This window comes from Tessaracoccus sp. MC1756 (genome assembly GCF_014164735.1).
Lineage (GTDB): Bacteria > Actinomycetota > Actinomycetes > Propionibacteriales > Propionibacteriaceae > Arachnia.
In genome coordinates, this window is sequence record NZ_JACJFZ010000003.1 from 274,624 (window position 1) to 297,310 (window position 22,687).

At 67.7% G+C, this 22,687-nt stretch carries 21 protein-coding genes; 5 read left to right on the plus strand and 16 right to left on the minus strand.

What is annotated here, in order from left to right:
- Positions 1-2: 2 nt before the first annotated feature.
- Positions 3-1,196, minus strand: coding sequence for an amino acid aminotransferase (locus H5393_RS10380; RefSeq protein ID WP_182766586.1), 1,194 nt, complete (start codon positions 1,194-1,196; stop codon positions 3-5).
- 112 nt (positions 1,197-1,308) lie between these two features.
- Between H5393_RS10380 and H5393_RS10385 the strand changes: the two genes are divergently transcribed.
- The 3 genes from H5393_RS10385 to H5393_RS10395 all read left to right on the plus strand — a co-directional run bounded on the left by H5393_RS10385 (position 1,309) and on the right by H5393_RS10395 (position 4,256).
- Entirely contained in the window at positions 1,309-2,451 is a 1,143-nt protein-coding gene (locus tag H5393_RS10385) for a YbdK family carboxylate-amine ligase (protein ID WP_182766587.1), read from the plus strand.
- Positions 2,448-3,191 carry a glutamine amidotransferase gene (locus tag H5393_RS10390; RefSeq protein ID WP_182766588.1) on the plus strand — a complete coding sequence of 248 codons (744 nt, stop codon included), beginning with the start codon at positions 2,448-2,450 and terminating at the stop codon, positions 3,189-3,191. The genes H5393_RS10385 and H5393_RS10390 overlap by 4 nt, the downstream gene beginning before the upstream one ends.
- Positions 3,192-3,266: 75 nt before the next feature.
- A complete protein-coding gene (locus H5393_RS10395; RefSeq protein ID WP_182766589.1) occupies positions 3,267-4,256 on the plus strand; it encodes a polymer-forming cytoskeletal protein in 990 nt (329 codons plus the stop codon).
- Between the two features lie 56 nt (positions 4,257-4,312).
- Here the strand turns inward: H5393_RS10395 and H5393_RS10400 are convergent, their stop codons facing one another.
- Positions 4,313-5,677: an RNA polymerase sigma factor gene (locus H5393_RS10400; protein WP_182764925.1), complete on the minus strand. Its 1,365-nt coding sequence runs from the start codon at positions 5,675-5,677 to the stop codon at positions 4,313-4,315.
- A gap of 218 nt (positions 5,678-5,895) precedes the next feature.
- Here H5393_RS10400 and H5393_RS10405 point away from each other — a divergent pair, with 218 nt between their 5' ends.
- A complete protein-coding gene (locus H5393_RS10405; RefSeq protein WP_182764901.1) occupies positions 5,896-6,828 on the plus strand; it encodes an RNA polymerase sigma factor RpoD/SigA in 933 nt (310 codons plus the stop codon).
- Positions 6,829-6,891: 63 nt separating this feature from the next.
- Here the strand turns inward: H5393_RS10405 and H5393_RS10410 are convergent, their stop codons facing one another.
- Genes H5393_RS10410 through H5393_RS10455 form a run of 10 tightly spaced genes read right to left on the minus strand, consistent with a single transcriptional unit; the run spans position 6,892 to position 17,283 of the window.
- Positions 6,892-7,740 (minus strand): acyl-CoA thioesterase II, encoded by an 849-nt coding sequence (locus H5393_RS10410; protein WP_220488338.1) that lies wholly within the window; start codon positions 7,738-7,740, stop codon positions 6,892-6,894.
- 15 nt (positions 7,741-7,755) lie between these two features.
- Positions 7,756-11,556 (minus strand): ATP-dependent RNA helicase HrpA, encoded by a 3,801-nt coding sequence (gene hrpA / locus H5393_RS10415; protein WP_182766591.1) that lies wholly within the window; start codon positions 11,554-11,556, stop codon positions 7,756-7,758.
- On the minus strand, positions 11,553-12,428 hold the full coding sequence (locus H5393_RS10420) for a universal stress protein (RefSeq protein WP_182766592.1): 876 nt from the start codon (positions 12,426-12,428) through the stop codon (positions 11,553-11,555). Before H5393_RS10420 ends, hrpA begins: the two co-directional genes overlap by 4 nt.
- A gap of 5 nt (positions 12,429-12,433) precedes the next feature.
- Positions 12,434-12,835: a pyridoxamine 5'-phosphate oxidase family protein gene (locus tag H5393_RS10425; RefSeq protein WP_182766593.1), complete on the minus strand. Its 402-nt coding sequence runs from the start codon at positions 12,833-12,835 to the stop codon at positions 12,434-12,436.
- 20 nt (positions 12,836-12,855) lie between these two features.
- A complete protein-coding gene (locus tag H5393_RS10430; RefSeq protein WP_182766594.1) occupies positions 12,856-13,770 on the minus strand; it encodes a hypothetical protein in 915 nt (304 codons plus the stop codon).
- A 53-nt stretch (positions 13,771-13,823) separates the two neighbouring features.
- Positions 13,824-14,576, minus strand: a complete 753-nt coding sequence (locus H5393_RS10435) for a pseudouridine synthase (protein WP_182766595.1) — start codon at positions 14,574-14,576, stop codon at positions 13,824-13,826.
- Complete coding sequence (gene scpB, locus H5393_RS10440; RefSeq protein WP_182766596.1) at positions 14,560-15,162, minus strand: SMC-Scp complex subunit ScpB; 603 nt, start codon at positions 15,160-15,162, stop codon at positions 14,560-14,562. Before scpB ends, H5393_RS10435 begins: the two co-directional genes overlap by 17 nt.
- A complete protein-coding gene (locus H5393_RS10445; RefSeq protein ID WP_182766597.1) occupies positions 15,159-15,989 on the minus strand; it encodes a segregation/condensation protein A in 831 nt (276 codons plus the stop codon). Before H5393_RS10445 ends, scpB begins: the two co-directional genes overlap by 4 nt.
- Complete coding sequence (locus tag H5393_RS10450; RefSeq protein WP_182766598.1) at positions 15,986-16,363, minus strand: hypothetical protein; 378 nt, start codon at positions 16,361-16,363, stop codon at positions 15,986-15,988. The genes H5393_RS10445 and H5393_RS10450 overlap by 4 nt, the downstream gene beginning before the upstream one ends.
- On the minus strand, positions 16,360-17,283 hold the full coding sequence (locus H5393_RS10455; RefSeq protein WP_370585971.1) for a ParA family protein: 924 nt from the start codon (positions 17,281-17,283) through the stop codon (positions 16,360-16,362). The genes H5393_RS10450 and H5393_RS10455 overlap by 4 nt, the downstream gene beginning before the upstream one ends.
- A gap of 460 nt (positions 17,284-17,743) precedes the next feature.
- Between H5393_RS10455 and H5393_RS10460 the strand changes: the two genes are divergently transcribed.
- Positions 17,744-19,012 (plus strand): GNAT family N-acetyltransferase, encoded by a 1,269-nt coding sequence (locus tag H5393_RS10460; RefSeq protein ID WP_182766599.1) that lies wholly within the window; start codon positions 17,744-17,746, stop codon positions 19,010-19,012.
- Positions 19,013-19,022: 10 nt separating this feature from the next.
- On the opposite strand, the gene xerD is transcribed toward H5393_RS10460, so the two are convergent.
- The 4 genes from xerD to H5393_RS10480 are packed head-to-tail and all read right to left on the minus strand — an operon-like array spanning position 19,023 to position 22,686.
- Positions 19,023-19,937: a site-specific tyrosine recombinase XerD gene (xerD, locus tag H5393_RS10465; RefSeq protein WP_182766628.1), complete on the minus strand. Its 915-nt coding sequence runs from the start codon at positions 19,935-19,937 to the stop codon at positions 19,023-19,025.
- A complete protein-coding gene (locus H5393_RS10470; protein ID WP_182766600.1) occupies positions 19,934-20,557 on the minus strand; it encodes an NUDIX domain-containing protein in 624 nt (207 codons plus the stop codon). The genes xerD and H5393_RS10470 overlap by 4 nt, the downstream gene beginning before the upstream one ends.
- Positions 20,558-20,560: 3 nt before the next feature.
- A complete protein-coding gene (locus tag H5393_RS10475) occupies positions 20,561-22,198 on the minus strand; it encodes a CTP synthase (RefSeq protein ID WP_182766601.1) in 1,638 nt (545 codons plus the stop codon).
- Between the two features lie 47 nt (positions 22,199-22,245).
- Positions 22,246-22,686 (minus strand): hypothetical protein, encoded by a 441-nt coding sequence (locus H5393_RS10480; RefSeq protein ID WP_182766602.1) that lies wholly within the window; start codon positions 22,684-22,686, stop codon positions 22,246-22,248.
- Position 22,687 lies beyond the last annotated feature (1 nt).

The following is a 22,687-nucleotide window of genomic DNA, read 5'->3' on the forward strand; positions in this document are numbered from 1 at the left end:
GCTCAGCGCACCGCGGCGATCGCGTCAGCAACCTTGCCGAGGTTGCCTTCGTTCAACGCCGCCACGCACATCCGGCCGGAATCGGTGCCGTAGACGCCGTGTTCTTCACGCATCGCGACCATCTGTTGCTTGGTGAGACCCGAGTAGCTGAACATGCCGATCTGCTCGGCGATGAACCCCATGTCCGTGATGCCGCGTGCTTCGAGTTGCTGCACCAGGTCCTGACGCAGGCGCTTGATCCGTTCACGCATCTCGCCGAGTTCCTCCTCCCACGTGGCGCGGAGCGCGGGATCCGACAACACCGCCGCGACGATGGCGGCGCCGTGGGTGGCGGGGTTCGAATAGTTGGTGCGGATGCAGATCTTGACCTGCGACAACGTCCGCTTGGCTGCGTCGGCGTCAGCGGTCACGATCGACAGCGAGCCGACGCGCTCGCCGTACAGGCTGAGCGACTTGGAGAACGAGGTGGACAGGAAGAACTCCAACCCCGCGTCGACGAAGCGGCCGACGACGGCGCCGTCGCGCTCCAGACCGAACCCGAAGCCCTGGTAGGCCATGTCCAGGAACGGCACGAGGTTGCGCTCACGCAGCACCTCGATGACCTGATCCCACTGTTCCTCGACGAGGTCGTATCCCGTCGGGTTGTGGCAGCAGGCGTGCAGCACCACGATGGTGCCGGCGTCGGCCAACCGGAGGTCTGCGAGCATCCCCTCGAAGTTGAGGCCCTTGGCCTCGGCGTCGTAGTAGCGGTAGGTGTCGACGCGGAACCCGGCGCGGGTGAACAGTGCGCGGTGGTTCTCCCAGCTGGGGTCCGACAGCAGCACGGTGGCCGAGGGGTTCATCTGCTTCAGCAGGTCCGCGCCCACCTTGAGCGCTCCGGTGCCGCCCAGCGACTCCACGGTCACGACGCGCTCCTCCGCCAGCGCGGCGGAATCGGTGCCGAAGACGAGTTCCCGTACGGCGTCGCGGTAGGCGGGCATGCCGTCGATGGGGAGGTAGGCCTTCGGCTTGCCCTCCTCCGCGAGGCGCTGTTCGGCGATGCGCACACACTCCAGGAGCGGCAGCTTGCCGTGCTCGTTGAGGTAGACGCCCACGCCCAGGTTCACCTTGTCAGGCTTGCTATCGGCGTTGTAGGCCTCGGTCAGTCCGAGGATGGGATCTGCGGGGGCGAGTTCAACGGCATCGAACAACGACATGGGAGACCTCTCTTTCTTGGCGCGCCCCCAAGCCTAACGCTGATGCGCGAAACGACCCGAGCCAATCCACCGCCGTAGACTAATCTGCGCACTAACCGTCCGGGGAGGCCCGATGAAGATCAAATTCGGCCAGTCGAAGCAGTCCACCATCGGCATCGAGTGGGAACTCGCCATTGTCGACAGCACAACCTACGAGCAGGTGCCGGGCGCTCCGCTGCTGCTGGAGAAGGTCGACGACCCCGTCGACGGCCCCATCCGTGGTGAGTATCTGCAATCCATGGTGGAGTTCGTCACCGGCGTCCACCCGACGGTGGCCTCTGCCGTGGCGGAGATGGAGCATCTGCGTGATTGGGCACTCTCCGTTCTCGAACCCCGCGGCATGACACTGCTGGGGGCGGGGGCCCACCCGTTCGGGAACCCTGCCGACCAACGGCCCTATGAGAAGCCGCAGTACCGGCGCGTGACAGACCGAAACGGCTGGTGGGGTCAGCAGATGGCCATCAACGGCCTCCACATCCACGTCGGCATCGACAAGAAGGACAAGGCGCTCCCCATCGTCTACGGCCTGTCGCGCTTCACCCCCTACTTCATCGCGCTGTCTGCCTCCTCGCCGTTCTGGCAGGGGGAGGACACGAAGTTCGCCTCGCAGCGCACCATGGTCTTCCAGCAGTTGCCCACCAACGGCCTGCCGTACCACATGGCCGACTGGAAGGAACTCGAAACCTTCGCCTCCCAACTCGAAGGGGCGGGCATGATCCAGAATCCCTCCGAGATCCGGTGGGATGTGCGTCCCTCACAGTGGGGCACCGTCGAGAACCGGATCATGGATTCAGTGCCCACGCTGATGGAGATCGGGGCGTTGGCGGCCCTCAGCCAGACGCTCGTCGAACGGATGTCACGCATCCTGGCCAGCGGCGAGGTCCTCGACAGGCTCCCCCACTGGTTCATGCGTGAGAACAAGTGGCGGGCTGCCCGTTACGGGCTCTCGGCAGACATCATCAGCGTCCGGAAGGACGAGCACATCATCCACGCCACCGACGGGATCCTCTACTGGCTCGACAAGTTGGGGCCAGTCGCGGAGGATCTGGGCTGTCACGCCCAGTTCGAGCACGTCCGGGAACTCGTCGAGAAGGGACCCGGCTATCTCCGGCAGCGCCGGGTGGCCGCGGCGACCGATGGCGACATGCGCGCCGTCACCAGATCCATCGTCGACGAACTGCGCGCGGGGAAGCCGCATTTCAAGGAGGCCACGTGAAACCGTTTCTGCTGCTCAGCACCCGGCCGGAGGACGACGCGGCGGAGGGTGAGCGCGAGGCAGTGGTGCGGCTCTCCGCGCTGGCCGACGCAGACCTCGTCCAGCTGCGGGTGGAGAATGAGCCCATCCCCCAGCTGGATCTCGACGACTACGCAGGGATCTTCCTCGGCGGAGGGCCCTTCAACGCGAGCGACACCGAGAAGTCGCCACTGCAACGGCGCGTCGAGGCCGACCTCAACGGGATCATCGACGAAGTGGTCGAGCGCGACTTCCCGTTCCTCGGGCTGTGTTACGGCGTCGGCACCCTCACCGACCGGTTGGGCGGTGTGGTGGACCGCACGTTCGGCGAGGCGGTGGGCACCACGATCGCCACGGTCACGTCGGAGGGGCACAAGGACCCGATCTTCGACGGGGTGCCTGGTCGGTTCGAAGCCTTCGTGGGTCACAAGGAAGCGTGCAGAAGGCTCCCGCCCGGCGCCACCCTGCTCGCCACCGGCACCGCGTGCCCCGTGCAGGCGTTCCGAGTGGGGCGCAATGTCTACGCCACGCAATTCCATCCCGAGCTCGATTCTCGGGGCCTCGCAGACCGGATCAGGATCTACCGTGACGCCGGCTACTTCGAGCCCGCCGAAACCGAAACACTCGTCCGCTACGCGCTCGCCACGCAACCGACACCCGCGGTGCACCGGATGCTGATCAACTTCGTTGCGATTGCCAGGATGAGAGATCTCTCATCCTGAACCCATCCGCGCTTCAGTGACGCCCGGTTGAGTGGTTCCCACGGCGATCAACGCCGACCGACGAAAGGAACCCTGATGAAGCGACTCCTGAGCGTGGCAGCATCAGCCGCTCTCGCCCTCACCGGCCTGGCGGTCACCGCCCAGACGGCCGCCGCCGACGTCACCTGCACCGGCACCCTCTCCGCCCGGAATGTGGGCGACAACAACATCATCGTCCCCGGCGGCTCCTCCTGCAACCTCACCGACGTGACCACCCAGGGCAACGTCATCCTGGGCGCGGGCAGCTCCGTCACCATCAACGGCGGCTACGTCGACGGGAGCGTGCAGGCCGAGAGCAAGTCGCCGGGCTCCGTCGTGGTGCGTTCCGGTGCGCGCGTGAACGGCAACATCCAGGTCAAGTACGCCACCGGTGCCGTCACGATCAACGGCGCCCGGGTGGGTGGCGACGTGCAACTCTTCGAGAACCGCGCTGCCATCAGCGTCAATAACAACGTCATTGACGGCAACCTGCAATGCAAGGAGAACCTCTCCGCCCCCGCCGGCGCAGGCAACGTCGTGAAGGGGTCGGCAGAAGACCAGTGCCGCGGCCTCACCGGGACCGCTCCCGCTCCGAGCCCCGCCCCGAGCGGGCCCGCCGTCGACATCTACATCACCCCCGGCGATCACTACGTCAACGGCCGCCGTTGGCGCACGGTCTGCGAGCCGTACTCCGCAACTGAGCGGTGCCGCACCGAGATCCAGGCCACCATCGTCAAGTGGGATGACGGCGATGACGACGACCGGGGCCGCTTCGTGCAGGTAAACGGCTGGGCCTTCAACAACCTGACGTACAAGGCCACCGCCCGCTCTACCTGGAAGAACAACCCCCTCGCCGCCAACGGCGTGGTGGGCGGCAGGTACACGTGGACCGACGGCGGCCGCACCTGGCGCACCGAGTGCGACACCGCCCTCACTGGCCGCAACGGCTGCCGCACCTACGCCAGCGCAGACGTCGTCGAGAACCGGGGCGGCCGCTACGTCTGGGTGGAGAAGGAGATCCTCAACAACATGGTCCGCTTCAGCTGACCCCGCTCATGCAAGAAGGCCACCCGCTCCGGGTGGCCTTCTTGTTGTGTCTGCGGTCAGTCGAGGTAGTCGCGCAGCACCTGCGAGCGCGACGGGTGACGCAGCTTCGACATGGTCTTGGACTCGATCTGGCGGATGCGCTCACGCGTCACGCCATAGACCTTGCCGATCTCGTCGAGGGTCTTGGGCTGCCCGTCGGTGAGGCCGAAGCGCATCTGGACGACGCCCGCCTCGCGCTCGCTGAGCGTGTCGAGGACGTCGTTGAGCTGCTCCTGCAGCAGCGTGAAATTGACGGCGTCCGCCGGGACGATGGCTTCGGAGTCCTCGATGAGGTCGCCGAACTCGGAGTCGCCGTCCTCGCCGAGCGGAGTATGCAGTGAGATAGGCTCGCGCCCGTACTTCTGAACCTCGACAACCTTCTCCGGCGTCATGTCCAGTTCGACGGCCAGTTCTTCAGGGGTTGGTTCGCGGCCCAGGTCCTGCAGCATCTGGCGCTGGACGCGGGCGAGCTTGTTGATGACCTCGACCATGTGCACCGGGATACGGATGGTGCGCGCCTGGTCTGCCATGGCGCGCGTGATGGCCTGCTTGATCCACCACGTGGCGTAGGTGGAGAACTTGTAGCCCTTGGTGTAATCGAACTTCTCCACCGCGCGGATCAGGCCGAGGTTGCCCTCCTGAATCAGGTCGAGGAAGAGCATTCCGCGGCCGGTGTAACGCTTGGCCAGCGACACCACCAGGCGGAGGTTGGCCTCCAGGAGGTGGTTCTTGGCGCGGCGGCCGTCCTCGGCGATCCACTGGAAGTCTTCGACGTCCTGGCTCGTGGGGGGAGGGGTGTCCGACGAGAGCTGCTCCTCGGCGAAGAGGCCGGCCTCGATCCGCTTGGCGAGTTCAACTTCCTGGACGGCGTTGAGCAGCGCCACCTTGCCGATCTGCTTGAGGTAGTCCTTGACGGGATCCGCGGTGGCTCCGGCGGAGACGACCTGCTGTTCGGGTTCGTCCGCGTCGTCGGAATCCGAGAGGGCGAAGCCCTGCTCCTCCTCGACGAGTTCCTTCTCGTCCTTGGCCACTTCGACCTCGTTGAAGGTCGCTTCGTCCACATCGTCGAGCGTGCGCTTCTTTCCGCCCACGGTGAGCACCACGTCGTCTCCATCTCGCTGGAACTGAACCTCGACCTCGCCGGTGGAGGCCTCCGCAATGGTGGGCTCCTTCTTGGAGGACTTCGCCGCGGAGGCGCGGCGGGTGGCCGTCGTCTTGGTGGCAGCAGGCTTGGCTGCGGCAGGCTTACGTGTGGTCGTCCGCTTCACGGCGGGCGTTTCCTCAGCGGCGGCGCTCTTCGTGCTCCGGCGGGTACGGGGTGTCTTGCCGGTGCCTTCAGCGTTCTCGGTCACTGTGGTCCTCTCGAGGCCGTCGACTGCAATTTGCGCATGCGCCGCCCCGCCTCAGTCAAGGGTGACGCACCGTCCATTCTTGCACGGTGGATGTTCCCCTTCAAACCAATCGGGGGAACCGACCCGTAGCGGCCTCAGGGATCCACTGGTACTTGAGGATGATTTCTGTTCCCCACGCAAAACCGATGGAACCAACTCCGCGCCGCTTTCGTTGATATGGGTGACGACTGGCGAAAGGTCTGAAGAATATGAATCGTATTGCGCGCATGCGAAGCACCGAAGGTATCGAGGGCAAGGACTCCGTTGGCCTGTACCTCGACGCAATTGCCAAGACTCCCCTGCTCTCCGCTGTGGAAGAGGTTGAACTTGCCCGCGCCATCGAGGCCGGGCTCTACGCGCAGAAAATCCTGGACGGTGAGATCGACACCACGGTCGAGGCCACCGAGGACGAACTGATCGAACTCGCCGCGGAGGGTGAACGCACCGTCCAGCGTTTCGTGAAGGCCAACCTGAGGCTCGTGGTCTCCGTGGCACGCCGCTACGGCCGCGCCCAGATGCCGTTGCTCGACCTCGTGCAGGAGGGCAACACCGGCCTGATCCGGGCCGTCGAGAAATTCGACTACGCCAAGGGCTTCAAGTTCTCGACCTACGCCACCTGGTGGGTACGCCAGGCCATCTCTCGCGGCATCGCCCAGCAGAGCCGCATCGTCCGCCTCCCTGTGCACGTCGCCGAACAGGTCAACCAGGTCTCGGCCACGCGTCGCAACCTTGAGCGGGAACTCGGCCGGGATCCGGAGATCACTGAGATCGCCGCAGAACTGGGCCTCGAGGAGAGCCGCATCGTGGACCTCCTGCGTTACTCCCGCGACCACGTCTCGCTCGACGCCCCCGTCGAGGCTGACGGCGACACCGCACTGGGCGATCTGATCGCCCGCGAGACGGCCCCCGGCCCCGACGAGATGGTGCTCGACGCTGAAGAGCGCGCGCGCCTCGAAGGGATGCTCTCAGACCTCGACGAGCGTTCGCAGGACGTGGTGCGCCGCCGCTACGGGCTGCTGGACGGCCGCCAGGCCAAGCTGGCAGACATCGGCAGCCACTGGGGCATCACCGCCGAGCGCGTGCGCCAGATCGAGCGTGCCGCGTTGGCGACGATGCGTGAATCGCACGGTATAGCCGCCTGACCGAGCAGGTCGCCTCTGAACCGGACACGGTCCGCGCCTTTCCCCCAGGGCACGGGCCGTGTCCTATTTCACGACCCGGATGAGCCCCTCCTGGGCGCAACTGGCCACCGCCTGACCGTCCTGGAACAGCCTGCCGGTGGCGAACCCGCGAGCGTGTGAGGCCGAAGGCGAGAGCATGTCGTACAACAGCCATTCATCCACCCGCACGGGGCGGTGGAACCACATCACGTGGTCGATGGAGGCCGCCTGCATCTGCGGCGACAGGAACTCCACCTCGTGGGGGACCGTGGTGACGCTGAGCAGCGTGATGTCGCTGAGGTAGGCCAGCACCGCCGCATGCAGCACAGGGTCGTCGGGCATGGGCTGGCGGGTGCGTACCCACGCCTTCATGGAGCCACCGGAATCCGTGCGGTCCGGCCGCGCGGCCAGCCGCACGTCGAGCGCGTCCCATTCGGCCAGCAGCATGAACGGCGCCCCGAATCGGCGCTCGAGCACCTCTCGCAGCGGTGGGCTGGCGTCAGGCACGGCGACATCGTGAGGTGGGGAGGCCGAATGGTCCAGGCCTTCCTCGGGCTCCTGGAACGAGGCCGTCATCATGAAGATCTCCCGATCGCCCTGCCGGGTCACGACACGGCGGTTGCTGAACGTGTTCCCGTCGCGCACCAGTTCGACCTCGAAGTCGAGCGGGGCGTCGTTGGCCCCCGGGCGCAGGAAGTAGGCGTTCAGGGAGTGGATCCGCCGGCTGGGTGAGACGGTGCGGGCGGCCGCCACCAGGGTCTGGCCGAGCACCTGCCCCCCGAAGAGCCGCTGAAGATAGGTCTGGGGGTGCGGCCCGCGGAAACTCGACTGCCCGGTCTCTCTGAGATCGAACAGGGCAATGAGTTCAGCGACGTCTTTAGGCACGGGTTCCATCGTGCCACAACGGGTTCAGCCAGCCTGCCGGATGGCCTGACGGATGCGCTTGGCCGAGACGGGAACGGCGGTGCGCAACTGCTGGGCGAACAGACTGACCCGGAACTCCTCGATGAGGAACGCGATCTCCTCCACGTCACGGCTGAGAGGGCCGGGCGGCTGCCGTTCGGTCAGCTCCGCGTAAGCGTCCTCGACGTCATACAGCTCGACGGCGACCTTGTCGTCGCGGGCGCGATTGGCCGCCGCCGCCTGCAGCCGAACGACGGCAGCCTGCGCATAGCGCGGAAGGTGCGCGAACCAGGGATCAGGAGTGGCCGAGATGAAGCGGTTGAAGAACAGGTTGTCCAGCTGCGCGCTCACGTCGGAACCCAAAGCATCGCCGGTCGACATGGCACCCACAAGGATCCGTGCCTGCGTCACCGCCGTCAGCGCATGCGCGGCGGTGTTGACCACCTGCAGCGTCCGGCCGGGGCATTCCTGCCGCACCTCCAGCGCCAACCGACGGTAGTCGGCCTCGGTGCGCACGCCGTCGAGCGGACCCAGCTCGAGGGCCAGTTGTTCGCCAGCCTTGAGCCACGCGTCGGCCAGCAGTTCCGGCACCTTCGGGTAGGCGGAGTCCGCCAACGCCAACTTCTCGACGCGCCCCAAGTGGGAGACGACCCACTTGGTGGGATCCGGGTTCGTGAGGGTCAGCAGGCGCCGGACGCCCTGGGCGTGCGACACCTCTGCCCGCGCCGCCGAGTCGAAGACCCGCAGCCCGACAGCGGTGGCCTCGTCCACGAGCGCCGGGTACCCCACGACGCCCGTGCCCACGGTCGTCTCGCGCGGCACGTCGCCGAACGTCCACGACTTCTGTCCGGTGGCGGCCTTGTCTCCCGCGGAGGCGGTCAGCTTCGCGGCCACCTTGGGCGACAGTTTCCGGCGCAGCCCCTCGAGATCGACATCCCGGGCCACCTCACGGTCCTCGTCGAGGACCACGTAGGTCGGACGCAGGTGCTTGCCCACGGCCTCCGGCGCGAACTGCGGGCCCTCGACGACGACTCCAGTGAGCGCGGTGAGCGCCCGGGCCAGCGCGTCGGTGAAGGCACCCTCCCCCACCTGGCCTCGCTCGTCGAGCCAGGCCAACGCCCTGGCAGCGAAATCCGGCGCGGGCACGAAGTTGGTGCGCACCGACTTGGGCAGTGACCTGATCAGTTCGGTGGCCAACTCCGGACGCAGCCCCGGCACTTGCCAGGAGAACTCATCGGCGTCGAGTTGGCCGAGGAGCTCGAGGCGTAGCTTGAGCGTCACGCCGTCGCTGCCGGCCCCGGGATCGAACGTGTAGTCGATGGGCAGCTTGTGCTCGCCGAACGTCCACCTGTCGGGGAAATCGTTGGGGTGCAACTGGGTGGCGTCGACGATGGCGTCGTCGATCATCAGCAGCGGCCAGTCACTCTTCGGCGTCGAGCGCAACCACTTGTCGAAGGTCGCGCCGGAGACCACGTCGCTGGGCACCCGTGCGTCGTAGAAGGCGTAGAGCGCCTCGTCGGAGATGAGGAGGTCCGGCCGGCGCATCCGATCGGTCATCTTCTCCGCTTCCTGGATCACTGCGCGGTTGTCCCGGACGACGGGGTTGCGGGTGTCCCACTCCCCTTCGACGAGGGCGGTGCGCAGGAAGATCTCGCGCGCCTCCTCGGGGTGGTCCTTCGCGTAGTCGGTGCGGCGGCCCGCCACGATCGGTACGCCGAAGAGCGTCAGCCGTTCGTTGGCCACCACGCTGGCGGAGCGCTGCGACCACACCGGTTCAGACACGGTGCGGGTCAGCAGGGGGCCGGCCACCTCCTCCACCCATTCCGGCTTGATCCCGGCCACGGTGCGGGCCCACAGGCGGGAGGTCTCCACCAGCTCGAAGGCCATCACCAGCGGCGGGGTGGACTTGGCCAGCGCGGACCCCGGTTGGATCGCGAACCTCGCGCCGCGGGTGCCCAGGTACTCCTGAAGGGGCCGACGCTTGCCCGGCTCACGCTTGCCCCGTTGCTCCTCGGCCACGCCCACGTTGGAGAGTAACCCGCTCAACAGGCTGCTGAGGACCTGGTCGGTCGGCCCGTGACCGCGGGTGTCGAGGTCCAGTTCCTTGGCCGCCTCGCGGAGCTGGGAGACGAGGTCCTCCCACTCGCGGAACCGCACGAAGTTGAGGTATTCGGCGCGGCACATCCGGCGGAACTGGTTGCCGGAGAGCTCGCGTCGACGCTCGTGCAGGTAGTTCCAGATGTTGAGGAGCGCCTCGAAATCGCCGCCCTCCAGCGACGTCTTGGGCGCGGTCTCCTTGCGCGTGCCTGTGTGGGTCGTGTGGCGCCTGGGCGTCTCGCCCTCTTCGTCAGGCTTCGCCTCGATGCCCCAGAAGCGACGGTGCAACTGGTCGGCCTGATTCTGGAACTCCGCCGGGCGTTCCCGGATGTCGGGCACAGTGAGGCCTGCCACGAGCACCAGCACGGTGGCCAGAGTCCTGCGGCGGGCGCCCTCGATGATCATGCGCCCCAGCCGGGGGTCCACCGGCATCCGGGCGAGCATCCGGCCCGTGCGCGTGAGCCGCACCTGGGCATGCCGTGGGCGGGGGTGGATCGCGCCGAGTTCGCTGAGCACGCGGACGCCGTCGTTGATCTGTCCCAGCACGGGGGCCTCCACGAACGGGAAGCTCTCGACGTCGCCGAGGCCCGCCTGGGCCATCAGCAGGATCACAGTGGCGAGGTTGGTGCGCAGGATCTCCGGATCTGAGTACTTGGGCCGCGCCTCGAAGTCCTCCTCCGAGTAGAGCCGGATCGCGATGCCGGGGCCGAGACGACCACAGCGGCCGGCGCGTTGGTTCGCCGATGCCTGCGACACCGGTTCGATGGGGAGCCGCTGCACCTTGGTGCGCGTCGAGTACCGCGAGATGCGGGCCAGACCGGTGTCGATGACGTAGCGGATGCGCGGCACGGTGATGGAGGTCTCGGCCACGTTGGTGGCCAGCACGACCCTCCGTCGGCTGTGTCCTGAGAACACCTTCTGCTGGTCTGTCGCCGACAGTCGTGCGAACAGCGGCAGCACCTCCAGCCCGGACCCGAGCCCCTCGATCGCCTCCGCAGCGTCACGGATCTCGCGCTCCCCGCTGAGGAACACGAGGATGTCGCCGCCGCCCGGTTCGGTGAGGATCTCCTCGACTGCCCCCACGATCCCGTCGATCTCGTCCTGGCCCTCCTCGAGCGGCCGGTACCTGGTGTCGACGGGGTAGGTGCGTCCGGAGACCTCCACGACCGGGGCGTCGCCGAAGTGTTCCGAGAAACGGGCCGTGTCGATGGTGGCCGAGGTCACGATCACCCGCAGCTCCGGGCGCTTCGGCAACAACTGTTTGAGGTAGCCGAGGAGGAAATCGATGTTGAGGCTGCGCTCGTGCGCCTCGTCGATGATGATCGTGTCGTACCGGCTGAGCAGCCTGTCGTGGGTGAGCTCCGACAGCAGGATGCCGTCGGTCATCACCTTGATGCGGGTGGCTGCCGTCACCTTGCGGGTGAAGCGGACCTGGTAGCCGACGAAGTCGCCCAGCTCGACGCCGCACTCATCGGCGATGCGCTGCGCCACGGTGCGCGCCGCGATCCGCCGGGGCTGCGTGTGCGCGATGCGCGTGCGCCCTGCCATCAAGCAGATCTTGGGCAGCTGGGTGGTCTTGCCGGAGCCTGTTTCGCCCGCGACGACGACCACCTGGTGCCGGCGGATCAGTTCAGCGATGTGCTCGGCCTCCGCAGCGATGGGTAGCTGCGGGTCGACCTCGACGGTGGGCTCGGTGGGGGCCTCAGTCATCCGCGCGCGACGAACAGCGGACACTCCGCGTGGGCCAACAGGCCACGCATGAGGCCGCCCAGGGAGAGGCCTGGGATGTGTGAGTCACCCACGCCGACCACCAGCAAGTCGTAGCCCGCACTGCGGCTGACCAACTCGTTGATGGGGCTGTCTGCCGCCACCTCGACGCGGTACTGGACGTCGGGGTAGGACTGGGCGACCTCGTTGGTGATCGCCTCGATGCCACCCTTCGCGAAGCGCACCTGCTCGTCGAGTTCGTTCGGCGAGAGCTTGCGGGCGAATAGGCCCACTGGGGGCTGGATGGCGTGCACGATCTCGAGGCGCGCACCGAGACGCTGGGCCTGCTGGAAGCCGGCCTCCAGTGTCTTCTCGGACCCCGGGCTGGTCTGCAGCCCGACGCCGACGATGCCACGGCCACCGATGGGGTCAGGGTGGGCCGCGGCGGAGATGACGACCACGGGGCAGGAGGCGTTGGCCACCACGGCCACGGAGGTGGAGCCGACGAACATGCGCTCGAGGCCGGACGCCGCGCGGCGCCCGACGACGACCAGGTCGGCGACCTCGCTCAGCCTGGCCATCACGCCGCCCGGCGAACCCATCACGACCTCAGTCTTGATGCGGTGCTCCGGCAGCCCCATGCTCAGCGCCACGTCCCGGGCCTGTTCGTTGGCGGTGATTCCGGCGGACTGGAGCACCTCGGGGTCGTAGACGACACCCCAGGCGCCGGCCATGAGCGTGTCGTCGACGGCGTTGACCAGCAGCAGTTCGCCGTTGATCCGGAGGGCGGCACCGGTGCCGAAGCGCACGGCCCGCAGGCCGTCATCACTTCCGTCGACGCCGACGACAACCAGCGGAGCTGTCTTTTCGTTCATGACTCTCAGCCCTTCTTCGTTCCGGAGACAACACGCCCGTCGATCGACGCGGCGGTCACGGCAATACCGACGGCGAGGTCACCGTCGAGCCAGCTCTTGTTCGTCACGCCCGGGTCCGCCGCCCCTGCGGTGCCCTGCACCAGGACGGACCAACCGATGGCCGAATCAGGGTCGATCTCGTCCACCTGGAACGAGACCTTCCTGCCGTCGGCGAGCTTCGCCAGGCTGGAATCGGTGTCGGTGTGGAAGATGATGGTGCGATCCACGACCTGGTAGTTCACGGGGACCACGATGATTCCGTCGTCGCCCTGCCAAGCGATGCGACCGATCACGGTCTCACTCAGCAACGCCCAACATTCGTCGCCATCGAGCCGGGAGAAGTAGGTCACATGTTGCGGATCGGTCATATCTCAAACTGTATCGCTTGTCAGCCGTTGAACGTGGTGCGGCCGCCCAGCTTGGTGGCCAGCGCGTCGTCGATGCCGTCGGCGATCTGGCTCAGGTGCAGCAGCGCCTGGTGCAGGTGGGCCGCGACGAAGGGTTTCGCGGCCACGGAGATCTGCACGAACACCCGGTCACGGTGCAGAGCGAAACGGCCGTAGCGGGCCTCGACGTTGAGGTCGTTGAGCACCTCACACGCCCGCGAACGGCCGCCGACCTCGTGCACGAGCGCCGAGAACAGCACGAGCTCAGCCGCGTCCGGGGTGGAGCGGAGGAAGACCATCGTGGACCCGACGCGGATGGCGACGTCGCCCTGGTCATTGCGCAGCGGGGGATGGCCGTAGGCCTTGGCCAACTCGTGGTCCACGAGGTGGTCCAGGTCCGTCCGGTTGGCCGGCATGACCGCCATCTGGTCCTTGCTGAGCGGTTTGGGCGTGAGGGGAACCCAGTCGGTCTGCCCCTTCAGGATCTCGGCCAACTGGTCGGGCTCCAGGAAGATGGGGTGGAGCACGCCGAACACCTCCGCCAGGGTCTCGGTGGCGAGTTGCGCCAGCGCCGCCGAGTTCTCCTGGTCGACGACGGTGTGGAACGTGTTCCACTCGTTGTTGGGCTGGTCCCATGCCAGGCGGTGCAGGCCTTCGGCCTGCGCCTCTGTGGGCGCCCCGCCGTCGGGCCCCTTGACGTAGGCGGCGATCACCCCTGGCTCGGTCACGGAGAACCGGATGCCGGGGGGTTCGTCGGCCTCACCGTCACCGGGCTTCCTGGCCGAAGCCACGGAGATCGTCAGATCCGCAGTGGAATCCATCACCGACAGCACCTCGTCGAGGCGTGTGGTGAACTCCTCCCAGGCGCCCTGTTGGGTCGCGTCGAAGTCGAAGTCAAAGTCCTCGTACCCGGCCATGGGCCACCTCCTTGACCTTCAACCTAGCGCACCCGTCTGTTGGCCTGGCCAGGTCACATGCCCACGAGGTCGAGCAGCTCTCCCAGTTCCTCCCTGGTCAGTTCGCGGATCTCGCCGACCGGCAGGTTGCCGAGCCGGACGGGACCGATTGCGGTCCTGGCCAAGCGGTCGACGGGGTGCCCGACCGTATCGAACATCCTGCGCACGATGCGGTTGCGGCCCTCGTGCAGCGAGACCTCGATCAGCGTCCGGTTGGCAGCGCGGGAGACGAGCTTCACCTTGTCCGGCTTGACGGGGCCGTCCTCGAGCGTGACGCCCTTCTCCAGACGCTTGATGGTGCGGTTGTCCATCACGCCCGCGGCCTGCACGGTGTAGGTCTTGGTGACTTTGTAGCTGGGGTGCGCCATGCGGTGGGCGAACTCGCCGTCGTTGGTGAGCAGGATCAGGCCTTCGGTCTCGGTGTCGAGGCGGCCGACGTGGAAGATCCGCTCGCGGAGCCTGGGCAGGTAGTCGAGCAGCGTCTTGCGCCCCTCCGGGTCCTCCATCGTGGAGACCACGCCCCGAGGCTTGTTCATCACGAGGTACAGGTTGTGGCGCGGCGGCGGGATGCGCGAGCCGTCCACCCGGATGTGGTCCGTCTCGGGATTGACGCGCATGCCCTGCTCAGTGACGATCTTGCCGTTGACCTCCACCCGCCCCTCCTCGATGAGGATTTCACTGGCGCGGCGGGATGCGAGGCCGGCCGAGGCCAGCACCTTCTGCAATCGGATGCCCTCGGTCTTTTCCTTGTCAGGCTGGTCGTTCATCTTCGCGTTCCTCCTCGGGCCGGGCCTCAGGCGCCATCGCGGCGGCGAGTTGTCCCAGCTCAGCTTCCAAGGCTACGGCGTCAGGCAGCATGGGCGCCAAGTCCGGCAATTCCTTCAAGGAATTGAGCCCCAGTTTCTGCAGGAACAGCGGCGTGGTCGCGAACGTCATGGCTCCGGTGACCGGGTCCTCCCCCGCCTCCATGATCAGCCCGCGCACGAGCAGCGTCTTGACCACGCCGTCGACGCCCACGCCGCGGACTCCCGAGATCCGGCCGCGGGTCACCGGCTGCAGATAGGCGATGACAGACAGGGTTTCGAGGGCCGCCTGGGTCAGTCGGGAGCGCTGGTCCGAGACCAGCCACGCCTCCAGGACGTCGGCCAGCGCCGGGTCCGTGGCGAAGCGCCAGCCCCCGGCGATGCGTCGCAGCCGGATGCCACGTGCGTTCTCCTCGTAGAAGGCGGCGATCTCGTCCAGCGAGCGGTCGGCCTCATCGACGGTCAGGTCGAGTGCTGCGGCCAACTCCTGCGTGGTGGTCGGCTCAGTGGCCATCAACAGGATGGCCTCGAGGGCGCCGTGGGTGCTCATGCATCCTCCAGTTCGGGTTGTGGTCCGTAATCATCGGTGACCTCGACGGCGGCCTCATCGCCGGCGGTCCACCGCACCGTCAGTTCGGCGAGCGGTTCGAGTTGTTCGAGTGCCACCTGTTGTGCCCGGAACAGCTCCAGGATGGCCAGGAAACGCACCACAACGGTGAGCCGGTCTGCGCCGGAGATGAGCGACCTGAACGTGGCTGCGCCCTCGCGGCGCAATCTGTCGGCGATGAGCGTGACCTGCTCCGGGACGCTGACAGTGTTGCCGTGCAGGTGGCCCAGCTCGACGACGGGGGCGGGCTTCGGCACCATCGCCGCCGCCGCGAGCCGGGCGACATCGTCGGGGGTCAACGTCAGTTCCACCTCCGGGAGGAGGCCGCGGAACTGCTCCTCGATCCCGCCGGGCCGCCAGTGCGTGGACTCGGCGCCGTTCATCGACTCCGCGACCCACTCGGCGAGTTTCTTGAACGCGCGGTACTGCAGGAGGCGGGCGAACAGGAGGTCGCGGGCCTCCAGCGCCGCGATGTCCTCCGGATCGCTCACCTCACCTCCGGGCAGGAGGCGGGCGGCCTTGAGGTCGAGCAGGGTGGCCGCCACCACGAGGAAGGAGCTGGTCCTGTCGAGGTCCCAGACCTCCCCGCCCAACTTCACATAGGTGATGAACTCATCCGTCACGGCGCTGAGCGCCACCTCGGTGATGTCCAGTTCGCGGCGGGAGATGAGGTCGAGCAGGAGGTCGAAAGGCCCCTCGAAGTTGATCAGCCGCAACTCGAAGCCCGGCAGCTCGTCGCGCTGCTCCGACTGTGCCCGTCCCCTGCTCACTGCTGTCTGAGTTCGGCCACGAGGTCGCTGTCGCCGCCGCGCGCCGCGAGGTCTGCGAGGGCGTGGGCGACGGCCACGCGCACGATGCGCCCCCGGTCGACTCGGATGCCGTGCGTGCGCCGCAGGTCGAGGTTGGCGTCCTCGAGGGCGAGCAGTTCGTCCTCGCTGAAGTAGACCGTGATCTTGTGGTCGTGCCGGACCCGGCCGGTGGGTGCGGGCGCGGGCGCCTCAGCCGCCGGCTCTGTCACTGGCTGCATCGTGGGGGCAGCCTGGGCCTCGGCAGGTGGAGCCTCCGGCGTCGCCTCGCGCGGCTGCCGCGTCGGCCGGAACAGCTCCGAGGCCCCAGGCAGCTCAGCGCGCTTGGGCTTGCTCACACCTCACTCCTCATCAACACCTCTCGCGCCAGCTGCCGGTAGGCGTCAGCGCCGGGGGAAGCCGAGGCGTAGGTGGTGATGGGCTCGCCGGCCACCGTCGTCTCCGGGAACTTGATGGTGCGACGGATGACAGTGTGGAACACGTCGTCGCCGAAGGCTTGGACCACGCGCTCCAGCACCTCGCGGCTGTGCAGCGTGCGGGCGTCGTACATGGTGCCGAGAATGCCCATGACCTCGAGTTCAGGGTTCAGCCGGTCCTGCACCTTGGCGATCGTGTCGGTCAGCAGCGCCACGCCGCGCAACGCGAAGAACTCGCACTCCAGCGGCACGACGACATAGTCGCTGGCGGTGAGCGCATTGATCGTGAGCAGGCCCAGGCTCGGCGCGCAGTCGATGAGGATGTAGTCGTAGCTGGAGCGCACCTTGGTCAGGACGCGCTGGAGCGTCTGCTCCCGGGCGACTTCGCTGACGAGCTGCACTTCGGCCGCGGAGAGGTCGATGTTGCTCGGCAGGATGTCGAGGCCGGCCACGGTGGTCTCCATGATGACCTCGCGCGGTTCGTACTCGCGGCTCAGCAGCAGGTTGTAGATGGACCGGTCCAGGGTGTGCGGATTCACGCCGAGGCCCACCGACAGCGACCCCTGCGGGTCGAAGTCGACGAGGAGGATCTTGCGGCCCGTTTCAGCCAACGCGGCACCCAGGTTGATGGCAGTGGTGGTCTTCCCGACGCCGCCCTTCTGGTTGGTCATCGACATGATGATGGCGTTCTTCGGGGCGCCGGGGGCGGGGCGCTCAGGCTCCGGGAAGGTTGGGAGGGGTCGGCCCGTGGGACCGATCACACCGGTATCGATGAGGGTCGACTCCCCCGGTGCATCCGGTACCTGGAACTCGGGCTTTTCGAACAGGCCGCTATCCGCCACCGCATTGCCTCCTACTTCTCTGCAAGTGGGGACCAGCCTAGTGGACGCACCCTGGTCTATTTCTTCCGAGCGGCCCCGAACAGGGCGGTGGCCTGACCAAGTATGAGTTGGTCAGGCCACCTGGGTGTGGCGGGTGGTGGCGGCCCACCTGCCTGGAAGGGCATCCGGGTTTTCTCACCCACCTCGCCGGGTGGGGTGCTACTGGATCAAACCTGCAGCAATCGAAAGTAGGACTTTCCCTTCCCGCTCTTCCCCGAAAGGAAGTGCGTAGGGACATGTCTACACCCCTCTTCGCCCCGTGTCAGCCAAATGACGGAAATTCACCGGAAGTTTGCCGTTGAGTCGGCGTGTCTGCGCCCGGTAGTCACTTCGGACCGATAAAAGTGATGCGAGCCCGGACCACGTATGAGGTGGTCCGGGCATATCTGTCCCCCGGATACCGGGCACTAGAGTCGAAGACGTGCAACGGCCCTACGAATACGATCTGATGCCGCTCGAGACCCCGGACGACAGCCCCGCCTGGGCCGACTATCTCGACGTGTTCCGCTTCAGTTTCCTGGAGCAGCGCGCCTCCGACGAAGGGCTGGCCACCTACCGGAAGCACCGCCGCGAAGACAGGGCGTGGTTGGGCAGGGTGACGACGGAGGGGCCTGGCCTCGCGGGCCGGGAGGCGGTCGCGGCTTTCGCGGCGGCACCCACCACGATCAACTGCGGACGCGGCCTCGTCGACGCCCTGGTGATCAACACCGTCGCGGTCCGGCCGAGCCACCGCCGCCGCGGTCTGCTGAAGCACATGATGCGTCAGCAACTCGACGCGGCGCGTGGGCACGGCATGCCGCTTGCCACCCTGACTGCTTCAGAAGCGACCATCTACGGCCGTTTCGGTTTCGGCATCAGCACCCACACCCACCCCATTGAGGTCGACACCAGGCGCTTCTCGCTCCGGGCCGACGTGCCGAGCGCGCCAGGCACCGTCGAGTTCGTCCCACCGTCGTTCCTGCGCGACCACTGGGAGCGCCTGGTCACCGCGCATCAGGCGCGTTTCCGGGGCGCCGTCGGGCACCTGCACGGCCACTTCCTGGTCGACACCGGACTCTGGGATTCCGGGGAGAACGGTCCCGCCCGCGCGCTGCGGTGCGCCGTGCACTTCTCCGCCACCGGCGAGGTGGACGGATTCGCGTTGTTCACGCCCAAAGGTTGGGACGAGACTCCCATCACCACGGCCGTTCGCAAGGTGTGCACTGCCGACCAGGCAGTCAACCGGGCGCTGTGGCGCACGCTGGCGGCGATGGACCTGGTCGAGCGGCTGACCTATCCCCTCTCCCCTCCGGGCGATCCGCTGGCGGCGTCCCTCGTCGACCCGTGGGCGGTCACCGCCAAGGAGGGCGACGACCCGGTGTGGTTGCGCATCCTCGACCTCCCATCGGCCACCGCACAGCGCGGCTTCGACGGCGAGGGCGACGTGGTCGTCGAGGTCTCCGACGCCATGGGCTACTGCCAGGGCACCTGGCGGGTCAGCGCGCGGGACGGGCACGGCGCCGCTGCACCCTCGGAGCAGGCAGCGGAGGTGCGGCTGCCCATCGACGTGCTCGCGTCGATGTGGCACGGTGACCGCTCGGCGTCGGAGTTGGCCCTGTCCGGGCTGGTGCAGGGTGAGCCCACCGCCATCAGCCGGCTCTCACGCCTGTTCCAGGTGGACGAGCCGCCGATGAACCTGGCCGCCTTCTAGCAACCGCAGGTCAGCGGGCCCGCGGGTGGGCGGCTGCGTGCACCTCACGCAGGTGCTCGATGGTCACCAGGGTGTAGATCTGGGTGGTGGCGACCGACGAGTGGCCCAGCAGTTCCTGCACCACCCTCAGGTCTGCTCCCCCGTCGAGCAGGTGCGTCGCGAAGGAGTGGCGCAGCGAGTGCGGCGACACGTCCACGTTGAGGCCGGCGGCCTCGGCAGCGCGCTGGATGACGGCCCACGCGGACTGGCGACTGAGGCGCATGCCGCGCTGGTTGAGCAGCAGCGCCGGCGTGTGCTTCTTCGCGGCCTGCGCCAGCGCCGGCCGCGCGCGCACCAGGTAGGCCGACAACGCCTTGGCCGCGTAGCTGCCCAGGGGGACGACCCGCTCCTTTCCGCCCTTGCCGAGCAGGCGGATGCCCACGTCCGGTTCGGACAGTGCGGCGGTCACGTCGTCCACGTCCAGCCCGCAGACCTCCGAGACCCGGGCTCCGGTGCCGTAGAGCAACTCCAGCAGGGCGGCGTCCCGAAGGCCCACGACCTCCGTCCGATCCGGTGCGTCCAGGATCCCCGAGACCTCCTCGACGGTGAGCGCCTTCGGCAGCCGCTGCTCGAGCTTCGGCGGCGACACCTCCGCCGCCGGGTTCTGCGGCGCCAGGCCCTCGTCGGCGCAGAACTGGTGGAACATGCGCACGCTGACAACGTGGCGGGCCACCGACGACCGGGCCTGGGACGTGCTCAGCTCGCGGACGAACTCGGTCACCTCCACGGGTGTCACCTCCGCCACCGACAGGATGCCCCGCTCGGACAGGAATGTGACGTAGCGGGCCAGGTCGCGGCGGTAGGCCGCCACCGTGTTGGTGGCCAGCCCCCGTTCGACGCGGACGTGGTTGACGTAGTCGTCGCGCGCCCGCTCCAGCGCGCTCACTCCTGGCGGGCGAGCCACGCGGCGTCCGCCGGCCGCAGGTCCTCGAGACGGCCGGACAGCCGGGCGGTCTCGAACGCGAGCACCCCGGCGACCAGCGACGGCGACTGGCAGCGCCCGGCCAGGATCTCGTCGACCAGGTGCTGCCTGGGCACCCAGGACCAGGTCATGTGCGCCTCCTCGCCCTCGAGCACGAAACCCTCCGGGCGTGCGGCGGGGCGCACGTCCCTGGCCAGATAGATCCTGAGCGTCTCCTCCGACGAGCCGGGGGTGGTCAGGATGTCGACCAGCACGTCCCAACGGTCAGCTGCCAGTTCGACCTCCTCGGCGAGCTCACGCTGGGCGCTGAGGACCCACTGCTCCCCGTCGACGTCGAGCAGCCCGGCAGGGACCTCCACCAGTTCCAGACCGACCGGGTGGCGGTAATGGCGCAGCACGGCGATCTCGTCGGTGCTCTCATCCCATGCGACGACGGCCACCGCGCCCGGATGCGTGATGAACTGCCGCGTGATCTCCTCACCCGACGGAGTGGCGACCCTCTCCTCCACGAAGGACGTCACCCTGCCGGACCCCAGCACCTCCCGGCTCCGCACCGGCCACTTCATCGGCTCGTCGACGCGCATGCGCTACCCCTTCCGTGCCGCGAGCGCGGCTCCGATCAGCCCGGCGAACAGCGGATGCGGCTTCGTCGGGCGCGACTTCAGTTCGGGGTGCGCCTGCGTGCCCACGTAGAAGGGATGCACGCCCTCCGGCAATTCGACGAACTCGACAAGCTGCGAATCCGGCGAGGTGCCCGAGACCACCAGGCCCGCCTCTTCGAGACGTGCGCGGTAGGCGTTGTTCACTTCGTAGCGATGGCGGTGGCGCTCCTCGACCCTGGCCTCACCATAGACCCTGCGCACGACAGTGCCGTCGCGCAGGAGCGCCGGGTAGGAACCGAGCCGCATAGTGCCGCCCAGGTCGCCGTCTCCGGCCACGATGCGGCTCTGCTCGGCCATCGTCGCCACGACCGGCTCTTCGGTGTCGGCATCGAACTCGGTCGACGACGCTCCCCCCAGCCCAGCCAGATTGCGGGCCGCCTCGACCACCATGCACTGCATCCCCAGGCAGAGGCCGAGCGTCGGAACGCGGTGTTCTCGGGCGTAGGTCAGCGCCCCCAGTTTGCCTTCCACACCGCGGATGCCGAAGCCCCCGGGCACGCAGACCGCGTCGGCCCCCTCCAGGGCCCTGGCGGCTCCCTCGCGGGTCGCGCAGTCGTCGGAGGCGACCCATCGCAGGTCGACAGCGGCGCGGTGCGCAAAGCCGCCGGCCCGCAGCGCCTCGGACACGGAGAGGTAGGCGTCGGGAAGGTCGATGTACTTGCCGACCAACGCCACCGTCACCCGCTCGGCGGGCTGCTCGACGCGGCTCAGGAGCTCATCCCAGGCCTTCCAGTTCACGTCGCGGAAGGACAGTTGGAGGCGGCGCACCACGTAGGCGTCGAGCCCCTCGGAGTGCAGCACCCGGGGAATCGCGTAGATGCTCGACGCGTCGGCGCAGCTGATCACGGCCTCTTCGTCCACGTCGCACATGAGCGCGATCTTGCGCTTCATCGCGGCGGGCACCTCCAGCGAGGAGCGGCACACGATCGCGTCGGGTTGGATACCGACCTGGCGCAACGCGGCCACCGAGTGCTGCGTGGGCTTGGTCTTCAGCTCGGCTGCCGGTTTCAGGTACGGCACGAGTGAGACGTGGAGGAAGAAGACCCGGTCACGGCCCACCTCGTGGCGAACCTGGCGGGCGGCCTCCAGGAACGGCAGGGACTCGATGTCGCCGACGGTGCCCCCGATCTCGTGGATGACCACGTCGACGTCCGGCCCGGCCATCGAGAGCATCCGGTCGCGGATCTCGTCGGTGATGTGTGGCACCACTTGAACGGTCTGGCCGAGATATTCGCCGCGGCGTTCGCGCGCTATCACGGTGGAATAGACCTGGCCCGTGGTGACGTTGGCGCTGCTGGTGAGGTTCACATCCAGGAAGCGCTCGTAGTGGCCGATGTCGAGATCGGTCTCCGCACCGTCGTCCGTGATGAAGACCTCGCCGTGCTGGAACGGGTTCATGGTGCCCGGGTCGACATTGAGGTAGGGATCCAGCTTCTGCATGGTGACGCGGAGACCGCGCCCTACCAGCAGCGTGCCGAGGCTGGCCGCGGTGAGGCCCTTGCCCAGCGAGGAGACGACGCCCCCGGTGACGAAGATATGACGGGTGGTGTTCGATTCATGCACGGAACTCCATGTTAAGTGGCCCACGTTTCCACCGCGTTACATCTGGGTCACGGCTGCGCCGGTGACGTTTCCTCCGCCTCGATCCTCGCCCAACGCCGCGCTCTGGCCTCGCCCCAGGCGGCCCCGAGGACCACCCACACGTAGAGCGCCACGGCGATCCACCAGCCCGCATGCAGCGGCTCATGCTCCTCACCGAGGAACATGACCTGCAGGTCCCAGGCGGCGACACCGAGGAGCTCACCGACGACCACCACCAGCGGGTAGGCGAAGGCTCCTGCCAACGCGGCACGTACCAGCCCCAGTGCGGCGAGCAGCAGGGGCGGCGCGACGAACAGCAGGATCCGGTCGTCCATCCACGTGGGGACATACTTCTGCGTGCCCCACTCCAGATGCCCCAGATGCCAGATCCAGAACAGCAGCACCACGCCCAGCGCCACCAGGATCCGGTCCAGGTACCGTTGCACTCCCGCGAGGAGCTGTGCGGCCATC

Coding starts and splice junctions, on each gene's coding strand:
- H5393_RS10380 (WP_182766586.1), bottom strand. CDS start 1,196: ATGTCGTTGTTCGATGCCGTTGAACTCGCCCCCGCAGATCCCATCCTC.
- H5393_RS10385 (WP_182766587.1), top strand. CDS start 1,309: ATGAAGATCAAATTCGGCCAGTCGAAGCAGTCCACCATCGGCATCGAG.
- H5393_RS10395 (WP_182766589.1), top strand. CDS start 3,267: ATGAAGCGACTCCTGAGCGTGGCAGCATCAGCCGCTCTCGCCCTCACC.
- H5393_RS10405 (WP_182764901.1), top strand. CDS start 5,896: ATGAATCGTATTGCGCGCATGCGAAGCACCGAAGGTATCGAGGGCAAG.
- H5393_RS10410 (WP_220488338.1), bottom strand. CDS start 7,740: ATGGAACCCGTGCCTAAAGACGTCGCTGAACTCATTGCCCTGTTCGAT.
- hrpA (WP_182766591.1), bottom strand. CDS start 11,556: ATGACTGAGGCCCCCACCGAGCCCACCGTCGAGGTCGACCCGCAGCTA.
- H5393_RS10420 (WP_182766592.1), bottom strand. CDS start 12,428: ATGAACGAAAAGACAGCTCCGCTGGTTGTCGTCGGCGTCGACGGAAGT.
- H5393_RS10425 (WP_182766593.1), bottom strand. CDS start 12,835: ATGACCGATCCGCAACATGTGACCTACTTCTCCCGGCTCGATGGCGAC.
- H5393_RS10430 (WP_182766594.1), bottom strand. CDS start 13,770: ATGGCCGGGTACGAGGACTTTGACTTCGACTTCGACGCGACCCAACAG.
- H5393_RS10435 (WP_182766595.1), bottom strand. CDS start 14,576: ATGAACGACCAGCCTGACAAGGAAAAGACCGAGGGCATCCGATTGCAG.
- scpB (WP_182766596.1), bottom strand. CDS start 15,162: ATGAGCACCCACGGCGCCCTCGAGGCCATCCTGTTGATGGCCACTGAG.
- H5393_RS10470 (WP_182766600.1), bottom strand. CDS start 20,557: ATGCGCGTCGACGAGCCGATGAAGTGGCCGGTGCGGAGCCGGGAGGTG.
- H5393_RS10480 (WP_182766602.1), bottom strand. CDS start 22,686: ATGGCCGCACAGCTCCTCGCGGGAGTGCAACGGTACCTGGACCGGATC.